The sequence below is a fragment of the Mycobacterium kansasii ATCC 12478 genome (genome assembly GCF_000157895.3).
GTDB lineage: Bacteria > Actinomycetota > Actinomycetes > Mycobacteriales > Mycobacteriaceae > Mycobacterium > Mycobacterium kansasii.
The window spans coordinates 3,816,690-3,830,366 of record NC_022663.1 but is presented as its reverse complement, the minus strand read 5'-3'; the positions used below and the strand labels follow the sequence as shown (position 1 = coordinate 3,830,366).

General features: G+C 63.2%; 11 protein-coding genes. 5 read left to right on the top strand and 6 right to left on the bottom strand.

The window, feature by feature from the left end; translation table 11 throughout:
* Window positions 1-190: 190 nt before the first annotated feature.
* Complete coding sequence (locus tag MKAN_RS16675; protein WP_042313729.1) at window positions 191-1,441, bottom strand: MFS transporter; 1,251 nt, start codon at window positions 1,439-1,441, stop codon at window positions 191-193.
* Window positions 1,442-2,556: 1,115 nt separating this feature from the next.
* On the opposite strand from MKAN_RS16675, the gene MKAN_RS16670 reads away from it, so the two are divergent.
* From MKAN_RS16670 to MKAN_RS16655, 4 genes are all read left to right on the top strand, one after another.
* Entirely contained in the window at window positions 2,557-3,507 is a 951-nt protein-coding gene (locus MKAN_RS16670) for an NAD-dependent epimerase/dehydratase family protein (RefSeq protein ID WP_036394653.1), read from the top strand.
* 124 nt (window positions 3,508-3,631) lie between these two features.
* Window positions 3,632-4,933 (top strand): UDP-glucose dehydrogenase family protein, encoded by a 1,302-nt coding sequence (locus MKAN_RS16665; RefSeq protein WP_023370065.1) that lies wholly within the window; start codon window positions 3,632-3,634, stop codon window positions 4,931-4,933.
* Window positions 4,934-4,944: 11 nt separating this feature from the next.
* Complete coding sequence (locus tag MKAN_RS28820) at window positions 4,945-5,868, top strand: Gfo/Idh/MocA family protein (protein WP_160937843.1); 924 nt, start codon at window positions 4,945-4,947, stop codon at window positions 5,866-5,868.
* Complete coding sequence (locus MKAN_RS16655; protein ID WP_023370061.1) at window positions 5,865-7,040, top strand: FAD-dependent oxidoreductase; 1,176 nt, start codon at window positions 5,865-5,867, stop codon at window positions 7,038-7,040. The genes MKAN_RS28820 and MKAN_RS16655 overlap by 4 nt, the downstream gene beginning before the upstream one ends.
* Here the strand turns inward: MKAN_RS16655 and MKAN_RS16650 are convergent.
* Genes MKAN_RS16650 through dnaK form a run of 4 tightly spaced genes read right to left on the bottom strand, consistent with a single transcriptional unit; the run spans window position 7,000 to window position 11,144 of the window.
* Complete coding sequence (locus MKAN_RS16650) at window positions 7,000-7,371, bottom strand: heat shock protein transcriptional repressor HspR (RefSeq protein ID WP_023370059.1); 372 nt, start codon at window positions 7,369-7,371, stop codon at window positions 7,000-7,002. The two genes, MKAN_RS16655 and MKAN_RS16650, sit on opposite strands and share 41 nt — an antisense overlap.
* Window positions 7,371-8,558, bottom strand: a complete 1,188-nt coding sequence (gene dnaJ / locus MKAN_RS16645; RefSeq protein WP_023370057.1) for a molecular chaperone DnaJ — start codon at window positions 8,556-8,558, stop codon at window positions 7,371-7,373. The genes MKAN_RS16650 and dnaJ overlap by 1 nt, the downstream gene beginning before the upstream one ends.
* Before the next feature lie 58 nt (window positions 8,559-8,616).
* On the bottom strand, window positions 8,617-9,282 hold the full coding sequence (grpE, locus tag MKAN_RS16640; RefSeq protein WP_023370055.1) for a nucleotide exchange factor GrpE: 666 nt from the start codon (window positions 9,280-9,282) through the stop codon (window positions 8,617-8,619).
* Window positions 9,279-11,144 carry a molecular chaperone DnaK gene (gene dnaK / locus MKAN_RS16635; protein WP_023370053.1) on the bottom strand — a complete coding sequence of 622 codons (1,866 nt, stop codon included), beginning with the start codon at window positions 11,142-11,144 and terminating at the stop codon, window positions 9,279-9,281. The genes grpE and dnaK overlap by 4 nt, the downstream gene beginning before the upstream one ends.
* Window positions 11,145-11,678: 534 nt before the next feature.
* On the opposite strand from dnaK, the gene MKAN_RS16630 reads away from it, so the two are divergent.
* Window positions 11,679-13,109, top strand: a complete 1,431-nt coding sequence (locus MKAN_RS16630; protein WP_036394650.1) for an amino acid permease — start codon at window positions 11,679-11,681, stop codon at window positions 13,107-13,109.
* A 4-nt stretch (window positions 13,110-13,113) separates the two neighbouring features.
* Here the strand turns inward: MKAN_RS16630 and MKAN_RS16625 are convergent, their stop codons facing one another.
* Window positions 13,114-13,665, bottom strand: coding sequence for a nucleotidyltransferase family protein (locus tag MKAN_RS16625; RefSeq protein ID WP_225722787.1), 552 nt, complete (start codon window positions 13,663-13,665; stop codon window positions 13,114-13,116).
* Window positions 13,666-13,677 lie beyond the last annotated feature (12 nt).

Here is a 13,677-nt window from a genome sequence, read left to right as displayed (position 1 = left end):
ACCGCACCTACGTCGGCCAGGCAGTCCCCTTTCGAACGCCAAGACGGCGGCCGCATCGAACTCACATCACAACGCCACACCGTCATCAACGGCGCCACCCAGACCCTTCCCGCCGGCGATTCCCGAGGAACAGCGAAAAATCCTCACCCACTTCGGCATCAAGTCGGGGTGCTAAGCGAAATGTCCAAACTCAGGCTTGAGTCTGATCAATCCCGATGACGCAGTTGTCCAACCGGTACAACCCTGCCACGGCCAGCAAACCAACGACAACCAGCGCGCTCCAAACGAGTTCATCGGCGTGGAAGCGGTGCGCGGCGCTCATCAGCGACCCGATCCCACAATTGCCGATAAGGACTCCAACTCCCATGATCGTGCCGTAAAACCCCTGATGAGTCGCAACCAGCTGATCGTCTGACAGCAAAGAGACGGTACGCATCTCGAACGGAAACATCACCGCCGAAGCCGCGGCAAGCAGGACCGCGGAGAACAACAATGCTGTTATGGCGGCCGCAGTGCCGAACCTCTCGCCGTTCGGGGCCACCGCGAGAGGAAACAACGACGCTGTCATCACCATCGCCCCGACAACCAGGCTGCGCCCGGGTCTCCATCGCGAGGCGAACCAGTCGGTGATGCGTAGCTGAATGGTGATGGTGACCAGGCTCGATAGCGCAAACATTCCTGCCACCAGGGAGGATTGGTGATTTGGCGCCAAGACCGTCGCCTGGATCGGAAGTGCCAAATAGAATTGGGACGATAATACATAACGCCCAGTCATCGCGGCGGCAAATGCCAAGAAATGCCGGTTGCCAACTACCATTCGCCAGTCCTGCAAAATCGAGCGCTGTTCTCCGACCACCGGATTCGGATCGGCCGCCCGTTGGGGCAATGCATTCAGCTGCGCGACAGTCAGTGCCGCGAAGGCGCCCGCCGCACAGAGGGTAGCTACTCGGAAATCCAGTGCTAACAGTGCAGATCCAACCAGCGGCCCCAGCAAGATACCTGCCTGATAGAAGACGTTGAACATCGCAAACGCCTCGACTTTCCGGTCCCCGGAGTCAGCCGCGAGATAGGCTCGCACCGCGGGACTGAACAGCGCCACAGCGAAACCCGTTGCAGCAGCTGCGATCAGCAAGCTGGGCAGGGATTGCGCGACTACCAGCAACGCAAAGCCGCCAGTTTGTATCAAGCACCCGGCCACGATCGGCAATTTGTAACCAAATCGCTCAGCAAGCGTTCCACCAACGAAGAACATTCCTTGTTGGGAAAAGTTACGCACGCCTATGACCAGACCCACCGCCCAGGTAGCCAGTCCGAGTGGCCCGCTAAGGTAGTCCGCCAGGTACGGCATCAACATGAAGAACCCCATGTTGATGCCGAGCTGGTTGATCATCAGCAGACGGCTGGGATAGTTGAAACTGCGAAATTGCGTGAGAAGCGCCATCACCACCCCGCGTCGGCTCGGCTGACGGTTATCAAGCCATTGAACGTCGCGTAAATCTCGTCTGGCCCGGCGGGAGGCTCGCCGCCTAGTAATGCATGCCCGCTGCAGTGCTCATCGCAAAGGGCTTCAAGGTGGCATTCTTCAAGTGGGACTAAGACGCCATCGTTCGGCCGTAGCGGGACCGCAATTTCAGTGTCATTCTCAAGCATATTGTCCAACTTTCATCACAGACACTAACCGGGTGCCAAGTCAGCGAATAGAATTTCCGTCCATTTCAAAGTTTGTGGATGCAGACCCACAAACATGAACAAAATCCAACTGGTTGGATTTCTGGATGCCGCCAAGTTTCTTGCTACGGAGCGTTCACGTCATCTACATGATGATGACAGAACAACCAATATGCTTGGCCGACTCACAGGATCCGACACAAATTCATGTTTCCGCTGATGTGGACAGAAGGGTCAAGTCAAGAGGCGGCTATCGACGCGGCACGCCGACCCGTACAACACATCAACCACAACCGGTCAAGACCTAAAACTCTCGCCCTTCCTCTGCACATCGCAGGACTCGAATGCAAAATGCAATGCTCGGTGCAATTTGACATTCGGAAATCGACTTCAGCTACGAGCATCCTATGGGGTCATACCCCCGACCGGTATATGACTTCGCTTACATTGCGGTGCCGGATAGCCATGGCCATGCATGGAAGGGGATGTGCACGGCAACCGGCCACCAACCGAACCGATCGCGATGCGCTGATACGGCCGCCGGTCGCTCTTGACAGGAATACTCCCAGGGGGTATACATTGCGTCGTACCTCCCGGGGGTATAACTGGGTCGTTATGGTCAACGCCTGGTGTCAGGTGGATGGCTGCGCGCCGGTATTGCCTGGGCTGCTATCCAGGACGAGATGTCCTGGACCATGGCCGTTCGGGCATGAAGATCAGCGTGCAATTTGGCGGGCTCCTCGTCATGCGGTCATTGCCGATCGATGCAACCGCAGTTCCGGACGCACTTGATCGAGGCGCGCTACGTGCTCCGCCGGAGCCAGCCGGAAACGGCGTTACGACCCGATACATGTGACAAGCGGAAGACGAGTGCCGAAAGGTGAATCGATGAATCGACGTGCCGTAGTGACAGGTGGGGCAGGATTCCTGGGTTCCCACCTGGTGGATGCGCTGGTTCTGGATTCCTGGCAAGTGGTGGTGGTTGACGACCTATCTACAGGTTCGCCACTAAATCTCACGAAACATCTGGGTCAGACCTATTTCGAGATGATGGTGACCAACGTCTGCTCTGACTGGACGGTGGCCGGTCCGGTGGATCTCATCCTGAATTTCGCGTGTGCGGCTTCGCCCCCGCAGTACCTGAAGCGGCCGATCGAGACGCTGCATACCGGCTCGATCGGAACCCAGAATGTGATTGAGTTGGCGCTCAAAAAGGGCGCCAGGCTGGTGCACGCTTCGACCAGTGAGGTATACGGTGACCCGCTCATCCATCCGCAGTCGGAGGAATACTGGGGCAATGTGAATCCGATCGGCCCTCGCAGTGTCTACGACGAGTCGAAACGATACGCGGAGGCGCTAATCGCGGCCCACGTCCGGGCGCACGGGCTGGACGGCGGGATAGTGCGAATCTTCAACACCTATGGCCCCAGGCTGCAGCCGGGCGATGGACGAGTCGTGTCGAATTTTGTTTGGCAGGCATTGTCGAATGCCCCGCTGACCATCTATGGCGACGGCGCGCAGACCCGGTCTTTCTGCTACGTCGATGACATGACCCGAGGGATTCTGGACTTCGCGCGTCTTTCTGGCGAATTGGGTCCCGTCAATCTCGGTAATCAGGAGGAGGTCACCATTGCCGAACTTGCCACGCTGATTTGCGACATAACCGGCGTTGGAACCTCCGAAGTATATCGGCCGTTGCCGATCGATGATCCGACACAGCGTTGCCCGGAGCTTTCCCGAGCGCGGGAACTCCTGAATTGGAATCCGGAAATTGGGCTCCGCGAGGGCTTGGGCCGGACTGTTGACTGGTTTCAATTGTCATTGGGAATTGCGAAGTAAGCCGGCGATGGTAAGTAACGATTCCGAGGCTGGCTCCGTGCGCGCAACGCACGTAGCGCGCCGGGACAGGACGACATGGTCCCTGCGCGCCGGCCATGTCGGCAACGCTGCATAGGTACCCATCATGTCGAATATCAGCGGCAAGGTGGTGGTTGTCGGTGCGGGCTACGTGGGTCTCACCACGGCGGCGTGCCTGGCATCGTTAGGTCATACGGTCGACTGCGTCGACATCGACGAAGCGAAGATCGCCGCGCTAGCAACCGGGTCGGTGCCGATTATCGAGCAGGGCCTGCCGGAACTGGTTCAACAGGGCATCTCGTCGGGTGATCTGCGATTCCGGAGCGACCTGGCAGCGGCGATCACCGAAACCGGATACGTCATCTTGTGCCTGCCCACGCCGATCGGGGAGGACGGTGCCGCGGACCTGTCCGCAGTATGGACTGTGGTGCGCCAACTGGGTTCGCTATTGCCCAGCGGATGCGTCGTTGTCACCAAGTCGACGGTGCCGGTCGGCACGGCGCGGCGCATCGCGGCGCTGATCGGTCGACCGGACGTCGCGGTGGTGAGCAACCCGGAATTCCTGAGCGAAGGCACCGCGGTCTTCGATTTCTTCCACCCGTCCAGGATCGTCATCGGCGCCGACGATTCTCGGGCGGCCGAGCGGGTGCTCGGCCTCTACGACGGGATCGATAGCGACGTCGTAATCACCGACCCGCCCACCGCGGAGTTGACCAAGTACGCGGCCAATTGCTTCCTGGCGTTGAAGCTTTCCTATGCGAATGCGATGGCCGAGCTGGCTGAGTTCCTAGACGCCGACGGCGTGGCCGTGCTCGACGCAGTCGGGCGCGACCCCAGGATTGGTGGCGGATACTTCAATCCGGGGCCGGGCTGGGGCGGTTCATGTCTACCCAAGGACACCGACGCGCTGCGTCACATGGCGCAGTCGGTCGCGATGCCGTTCACGCTACTGGAGGCGGCAATCGAGACGAACGCCCGTCAACCCGGGCTGGTGGTGGACAAGGTGCGTGAGGCGGCCGGCGGCACACTGACCGGAGCCACGATCGGAGTCCTTGGGCTGACCTTCAAGGCGGGCACCGACGACGTGCGCTATTCACCGGCGCTTGCTGTTGTCGAAGGCCTGGTCGCCGAAGGAGCGGTGGTGCGGGCCTACGACCCGGCCGTGGCAGCGCCGGCGCCGGGCTGGACGAATGCCCTAATGCTGGCTACATCGGCCTACGGTGCCTGCGACGACGCGGCGGTGTTGGTGGTACTTACCGAGTGGCCCGAGTTCCGGAAATTGGAATGGTCGCGGTTAGCCGCAGGCGTGACACGGCGTACCGTCGTCGACAGCCGCAACCTGCTAGATCCCGAGATCCTCGCCGAGGCCGGTCTGCGCTGGATCGGGATGGGACGGTCGTGCACGTGATGGTGCGGCCCGTGCCACAACGAGACCCGGAGCGGGTGATCTTCTGCGGTGCCGGTCGGTGGGGGACGAAACTGATCCGAGCCTTCCTGGCTCAGGGTGCTGCTCCGGCGGGCTTCGTCGTGCGCTCGGAGGCGACGAGGCAATGGCTGGCGGCCGAGTATCCGCATGTCCCGGTCGACACCGACGCCGAACGATTCATCGCCGAGACCCACGCGGACGTCGTCGTCGTTGCGACGCCGACGGAGACTCACGGCCGGATAGCGCAGATGGGGCTGCATCAGGGTCGCGACGTCTTCGTCGAAAAGCCACTGTGCACCGATCCCAATGAGGCACGCGCGCTCGCAGCGGCGGCACGGGTCCGAAACACGGCCCTGTTCACCGGGTTCGTCTATCTCTATCACCCCGCCTTCGTCGCGTTGCGGCGCGCGGTGGCGACGGAGAGCATCGCGCAGGTGCGGTTCTCATGGGTCCGGCCTGCGCTGGCGGGACCGCCCGCGTGGGAACTGCTGCCACACGAGCTTGCCCTGGCGTCGGTGCTTCTGGGCGAGTCGCCACGGGCGCTGTCGATCGAAGTCAACGGTGAACTGTGCCGCGGTCACTGGACTTCTAAGGATGGGGCAAGGATCGACATCAGACTCGACGGCCGCGCCGGAATGTGCAAACGCAAGGAACTTTCGGTGCGTACCGTCGCAGGTGATGTCTGGACGTGGACCGACCACGAACTGGTGCGCTATGACCGGAAATCGCCCGAGACCCCATTGCAGCGCACGACATTCGGACCCACGGAACCGCTTCGCCGGGAGGTAGAGTGGTTCCTCGCCCACCGCCGGTGCTCGAATGCGGTGCGGCAGGAGATCGATCGGTCGGTCGCAATTACGACGATTATTCACGACGCCCTAACCGCTGCCGCGCCCGGCCGGGGGGTGCCCAAGTGAAGCATCGGTCTAGCGTCTGCGTCGTCGGTGCGGGCATCTTCGGAGTTTCTGCGGCGCTAGCGCTGGCCCGCGACGGCTGGTGGGTCGACCTATTGGAGTGCAGCTCCGACATTCTGACTGGCGCTTCGGGGTGCAACATCTTTCGGCTGCATCGCGGCTACCACTATCCACGCAGTCTGGCAACCGCAGTCGAATGCCGGGACGCCGAGCGATCGTTTCGGGCAGAGTACGACGAGGCTGTGATCGACGACAGTCAACATCTGTATGCGATCGCAGCGGAAAACAGCTTGGTCGATGGTGCTCAGTTTCTGGCCCACTGCGCCGCGGCGGCTCTGCCCGTGGAGCCGGTTGACCATCCCATAGTCAGACGCTCCGCAGCAGAGTTGCTTGTGTCGGCCAAGGAGTCGCGGATCGATCCGAACCGCCTGGCTGCGGCCGCCCGCGCGAAGCTGCGCGCTGCCGGAGTCAGGGTCCGCACCGCCACACCCGCACATCCCAGCGTGACCGCCGGTTACGACTTCGTGGTGCTGGCTGCCAATCACGGAAACAACGCCGTGCTCACCCAGCTCGGAATTCCAGCCCCGCGCAGGCAATTTGAGGTCTGCGAGGTGGCGGTGCTGGAGGACGTCGAGATTGGGGACATCGATATCGTGGTGATAGACGGTCCATTCGTTTCGCTCTCGCCATACGGTCGCAGCACCGGAAGGTTCCTGCTCTACGACGTCGAGCACAGCGTCCGATATCGCGCAGTCTCGACCGCGTTCGAGCCGCCCGAGGAATTCTCCGCGGCACTGGTCAGCAGCAAGCCGGCACCGGTGCCCGAAAGCACCGTTGGGGAGATGCTGGACACCGCGTCACGGTTCGTGAGAGGGCTGCAACATGCGCACCACGTCGGTTCGCTGCTGAGCGTGCGCACGGTTCTACCCGATGTGGATCGTACCGATGAGCGGCCAACCATCGTTGAATGGCACAACGAAACCACGTTGTCGATATTCTCTGGAAAGATTGTCACCGCGATGACGGCCGGCCAGGCCGTCATTGGAGCGTTACGTTCCCGTACCGGTTTTCCGACGACGATCACCGGTAGTCCGCCGGAAGGACGAGAGCGGGCGAGCGACCGGCGCCCTCCGCTCACCGGCGCGGTTGCCAGAGGACGAGGGCCGTGCTCTTAGGCAACACCGCAAGCTCACGACGTTGATTGGCGCGCAGGACCGCCAATTCCTCGGCCATTTCCTTGACCCTCGCCTGCAGCGCTTCCACCTGATTCGTCAGCTCGATGATGCGCTTGATGCCGGCGAGGTTGACGCCCTCTTCCTGCGAAAGATGCTGCACCTGACGCAGCAGGTCGACGTCACGCTCCGAATAGCGCCGCCCCCCACCCGAAGTGCGCCTCGGACTGACCAAACCCAGCCGGTCATAGGTGCGCAGCGTTTGCGCGTGCATGCCGGCCAGCTCGGCAGCCACCGAGATCAGAAACGTCCGAGACTCGTCCTTCTTGGCCATCAGCGATTACCCGCCCAACCGGCCCTGGGGTTGAACCCACTGGACCGCTCAGCCGCCGCGTAAGCCTGAAGTGCCTCTTCGGCGACGCCTTCCAAATTCGGCGGAACGGCCACCTTCACAGTGACGAGCAGGTCGCCGCTACCGCCGCTGCGCTTGGGCACACCACGTCCGCGCACCCGCAAGATTCGACCGTCGGCGGTGCCCTTCGGCACCCGAACGCCGACGGTCCCGTCCAGCGTCGGCACGGAAAGGGTTGAGCCCAAAGCCAATTCAGTAAAGCTGACCGGAACTGTGACGGTCAGGTCATCACCGTCGCGCCCGAACACGGGGTGCGGTCGAACATGCACCGTCACATACAGGTCTCCCGACGGCGCACCGCGCAACCCGGCTTCGCCTTGGCCGGGCAGTCTGATCCGCTGTCCGTCCTCCACGCCCGGCGGGATCCGCACGTTGATGGTGCGGGTACGGGTGGTGACGCCAGTGCCTTTGCACTCATCACACGGGTGCTCGATGATCGAGCCGCTACCCCGGCAATCGGTGCAGGGCTCGGAGAAGCCGAACGCGCCCTGATTCCGGTTGATCACCCCGGCGCCGTTGCAGGTCGGACACACCTTAGGGCTGGTGCCCGGGCGCGCTCCGCTGCCGTGGCAGTTGGTGCACGGCGCCGGACTGGTCAGCCGCAACGGCATCGCCACGCCCTTGGCGGCCTCCACGAAATCAAGCTCGGTCTCGGTCTCCAGATCGTTGCCGCGTCGCGGCCGGCTGGGGCGGGCGCTGCCGCCGCGGCCGAACAACCCGCCGAACAAGTCACCGATATTGGTTCCGCCGGAACGGCTGGCGGCGTCGAACAAATCGTTGAGGTTGAACTCGGCGCCATCGGAGCCGTAGCCGCCTCCCCCGAAGCCCCCGAAGCCGCCGGCGTCGAACCTACGACCGCCGAAACCGCCGCCGGCGAACAGCCGGCGCGTTTCGTCGTATTCCTTGCGCTTGGCGGGATCGGTGAGCACTTCTTTTGCCTCGGAGACCGCCTTGTAGCGATCCTCGGCCGCCTTGTTGCCCGGGTTTCGGTCGGGATGATTCTCGGCGAGCAACTTTCGAGCCACTCGCTTGATTTCTTCAGCAGTGGCCTCAGAGGAGACGCCTAGCTCCTTATAGAAGTCCTTCTCGACCCATTCTCGCTGGGCCATGTTGCGTCACCTCCTCACCTTCGTCTCTGTAGTTTTGTCTCACCTGTGATTCTCGGCCTTATTCACCGGGCACGTCGGCGTTATCGCTCGTGTCGGGCTGCTCGGTTTCGACCGGCTCGTCGGCGGCGGGCGGTGCGTCCGATTCGGCCGTGTCGTCGGCAACCGTGTCGACGACGGCGACCAGGGCATTTCGCAGAACATGCTCACCGAGCTGGTAGCCCTGCCGCATGACGGTTCCGATCACCGGCTTGGCGTCTTGTCCGCCACCGCCCTCGTGCTGCACCGCCTCGTGCAGCACCGGGTCGAAATCCTCGCCCTCGGCGCCAAATGGCTTCAACCCCAGGCCGGTCAATGCGCTCATCAGCTTGTCGGCGACGGCCTTCAGTGGCCCGGAATCCAGGTCTCCGTGCTTGCGCGCCCGCTCGATGTCGTCCACCGCATGCAGCAATTGGCTGACAACGGCGGCCTTGGCCCGGTCCGCCGCGGCCTGCTGGTCACGCAGCGCACGCTTGCGATAGTTGGCGAAGTCGGCCTGCACCCGTTGCAGATCGGCGGTTAACTCGGCAACCTTTTCCGCCAGTTTGTCGGTGCCGACCGCCGAGCTCCCGGGTACCGTCCCTCCCGGCGTATCGCCGGGAGGGACGTGGCGTACCTCGCCCGTTTCCGGATCGATGCGCCGCTTGTCGGTGACCGTCACCTGTTCGTGTGGGTTGCTGTCGGTCACTTGGACTCCCGGTCGTCGTCGACCACCTCCGCGTCCACCACGTCGTCAGCTGAGCCCGACGGGCCGCCGCCCGGCTGCGCCGCGCCCGCAGCGCTGGCCTCAGCCTGGGTGGCCTCGTAAATCACCTGTCCGAGTGCCTGCGATTCGTGGCCGAGCTTTTCCATCGCCGACTTGATCGCGGCAATATCAGTGCCACCAAGTGCGGTCTTGGCCTCTGCCACCGCGGCTTCGACCTTGCTCAGCGTGTCCTCGGGCACCTTTGACCCGCCTTCGGCCTCACGCTGTTCCTTAACGAACTTCTCGGTCTGGTAGACCAGCGTCTCGGCCTGGTTGCGGACGTCGGCCTCCTCGCGACGCTTGCGGTCCTCCTCGGCGTGCGCCTCGGCGTCCTTGATCATCCGGTCGATCTCTTCCTTGGACAGGCCCGAGCCTTCCTGGATCCGGATGGTGTTCTCCTTGCCGGTGCCCTTGTCCTTGGCCGTGACATGCACGATGCCGTTGGCGTCGATGTCGAAGGTGACCTCGATCTGCGGGACGCCGCGGGGCGCCGGCGGGATGCCGGTCAGCTCGAAGGAGCCGAGCAGCTTGTTGTGCGAGGCGATCTCGCGCTCACCCTGATAGACCTGGATCTGCACCGACGGCTGGTTGTCGTCGGCGGTGGTGAAGGTCTCCGACCGCTTGGTCGGGATCGTGGTGTTGCGCTCGATCAGCTTGGTCATCACGCCGCCCTTTGTCTCGATACCCAGGCTCAGCGGCGTAACATCAAGCAGCAGAACATCTTTCACCTCGCCCTTGAGGACACCGGCCTGCAGCGCGGCACCGACGGCCACAACCTCGTCGGGGTTGACGCCCTTGTTGGGCTCCTTGCCACCGGTGAGCTCCTTGACCAGGTCGGTCACCGCCGGCATCCGGGTCGAGCCGCCCACCAGCACCACGTGGTCGATGTCGGACACCGAGATACCGGTGTCGGCGATCACCGACTGGAACGGCTTGCGGGTGCGGTCCAGCAAGTCTTGAGTGATGCGCTGGAACTCTGCCCGGGTCAGCTGCTCGTCGAGGAACAGCGGGTTCTTGTCGGCGTCGACGGTGATGTAGGGCAGGTTGATCGAGGTGCTCTGCGAGCTTGACAGCTCGATCTTGGCCTTCTCGGCGGCTTCCCGCAGCCGCTGCATCGCCATCTTGTCCTTGGTCAGGTCGATGCCGCTGGTGCCCTTGAACTTGTCGACCAGCCAGGTGACGATCCGGTCGTCCCAGTCGTCACCACCCAGGTGGTTGTCACCACTGGTGGCGCGTACCTCGACCACGCCCTCGCCGATCTCCAGCAGGGAGACGTCGAAGGTGCCGCCACCGAGGTCGAAGACCAGGATCGTCTGTTCTTTCTCGCCCTTGTCCAGGCCGTAAGCCAGCGCGGCGGCGGTCGGCTCGTTGACGATCCGCAGCACGTTGAGGCCGGCGATCTGGCCGGCGTCCTTGGTGGCCTGGCGCTGGGCGTCGTTGAAGTAGGCGGGCACGGTGATCACCGCGTCGGTGATGTCCTCACCGAGGTAGGCCTCCGCATCGCGCTTGAGCTTCATCAGGACACGCGCGCTGATCTCGGGCGCGGTGTATTTCTTGCCGTCGATTTCGATGGACCAGTCGGATCCCATGTGTCGCTTGACCGAACGCACGGTGCGGTCGACGTTGGTCACCGCCTGGTTCTTGGCGGGCTGGCCGACCAGCACCTCGCCGTTACGCGCAAACGCGACGACAGACGGAGTGGTCCGTGAGCCCTCGGAGTTGGCGACCACGACGGGGTCACCACCCTCCAGCACGCAGACGACGGAGTTGGTGGTCCCGAGGTCGATTCCGACCGCACGAGCCATGGTGATTCCTCCTGAGTATGTAGACCTTCTGTACTGCACTATGCTGAGTGAACCCCGCTCAAGCCTGCTCCCAGCGAGACTGGCTGTCAAACAGGGTTGAGCTTGGTCCACTCAACTTGTCGATCATGCTAACGGCATTGGTCTCGCTCTTGTTCCCGGGGTCGGCTGTTGACATCTCTTCCGGCGGGTCGACGGATTCATCTGCCGCGGCGGACCGGTGGCGGTGCAGTCGCCCGAAGTCCCAACGGATGCCGGCCTATGCGGTTTGCCTGGTGGAGGCCGCCGAGGGGCGCGACGCGGTGAAGACCACTTATCGCATGTTCGGCGAGTGTGCGTTTACGGCGCCGAGCGTGAGCCGAGGGTCGAGTTCCTGCACTCCGGCTCGCCCTCAGCACACACTCGTCGCCACCAAACCACAGTGAAAATCCGCCCGCCGCTCAGCGCTCCCATGCATCATGCGTTACCTGGCGCTCGTGGGATAGCCTGGCACCCAGTCTCGCGGCGTTTCCGCAAGCTACGGCGATAGGGAATTCGATGGCACCGCCTCCTAGCATGCTTACCCGCGAAGACTCCGGTTACCACAAAACCCTCAACAATCGGCAGCTGCAGATGATCGCGCTCGGCGGCGCCATCGGAACCGGACTTTTCCTCGGCGCCGGCGGCCGGCTCGCGTCGGCAGGACCGGGGTTGTTCCTGGTCTACGGGGTCTGCGGGATTTTCGTCTTCCTGATCCTGCGCGCGCTGGGCGAACTGGTGCTGCATCGCCCGTCGTCCGGATCGTTCGTGTCTTACGCCCGCGAATTCTTCGGCGAGAAAGCGGCTTTCGTGGCCGGCTGGATGTACTTCCTGAACTGGGCCATGACCGGGATAGTCGACACCACGGCGATCGCACACTACTTCCATTACTGGACGGCGTTTCACGTGATTCCGCAATGGGCACTCGCGTTGAGCGCGCTGCTGGTGGTGTTGTCGATGAATCTGATCTCGGTGCGCCTCTTCGGGGAATTGGAATTTTGGGCCGCCTTGGTCAAGGTGCTGGCGCTGGTGGTGTTCCTTGTCGTCGGGACGGTTTTCCTGGCCGGACGTTTCAAAGTCGACGGTCAGCAGACCGGGGTATCGCTGTGGAGCAGCCACGGCGGACTGCTGCCGGCCGGGCTGCTGCCGCTGGTGCTTGTCACGTCCGGGGTGGTGTTCGCCTACGCCGCCGTCGAACTGGTCGGGATCGCCGCCGGGGAAGCGGCCGAGCCGGAAAAGGTCATGCCGCGGGCGATCAACTCGGTGGTGTTCCGTATCGCGGTGTTCTACATCGGCTCAACCATCCTGCTGGCGCTACTGCTGCCCTATACCGCCTACCGAGAACACGTCAGCCCGTTCGTCACCTTCTTTTCCAAGATCGGTTTTGCCGGGGGCGGCAGCCTGATGAACCTCGTGGTGCTCACCGCCGCACTCTCGAGCCTGAACGCCGGCCTGTATTCCACGGGACGGATCCTGCGATCGATGGCCATCAACGGCAGCGGCCCGAGATTCACCGCACCGATGTCGAAGAACGGTGTGCCCTATGGCGGAATCCTGCTCACCGCCGGAATTGGCCTGTTCGGCATCGTCCTCAACGCCATCAAACCGAGCCAGGCCTTCGAGATCGTGCTGCATATCGCCGCAACCGGAGTCATCGTGGCCTGGGCGACCATCGTGGCGTGCCAATTGCGATTTCACCGTTTGACGACCGCCGGGACGTTGCAGCGCCCGCATTTCCGGATGCCACTATCCCCCTACAGCGGCTGGCTCACCCTGGTTTTCCTGGCGGCCGTCCTGATCCTGATGCTGTTCAACCAGACATACGGACGCTGGATGCTCGCCGCGATGCTGGTGGGCATCCCCGCCCTCATCGGCGGCTGGTATCTGGTGCGTCACCGCGTGCTGACCACCGCCCACCACACCGCAGAAACGACCCAGCCCACCCAATAGCGCTTCACAGCGGTTCGTCGATGTCGACGCCGCTGGCGAGGTCGCCACAGTCGACGACCTCGACCCCCTGCGCCCTACGCAAATAAGCGGCCGCCCCTCGGTCCCCCGAGATCGCGCCCAGCACTGCCGGCCAATGCCCGCGGGCGATAACCACCGGATGTCCGGGCCGTTCGCCGAAGTACGCCCGCGCCAGACCACTGCGGGACGCCAACGCGCGGTTGACCACTCGCGCCACCACCGAGGCGTCGACATCGGGTGTATCGACGACGTGTAAGACGGCGTAGTCCGCGTACATCCGATCGGCCTGCGCAAGGCCGGCGCGCACCGACGCGCTCAGCCCCTGTTGCCAATCCGCAGCGGTAATCGCGGTGACACCGGGCGGGACCGTCACCTGGGCAGCACCGAGAACCACGACGACTTCGGTGCAACCACCGCCCGCCAGCGCATCCAGCGCGGCCTCGAGCCAACCTTCCACGAGGACCTTCGGACGTCCATACCGCCGCCCGGCACCTGCGGCTAGGAGGAGTCCGATGACTATCGACTCCGATAATGCCACTCTCATATGATG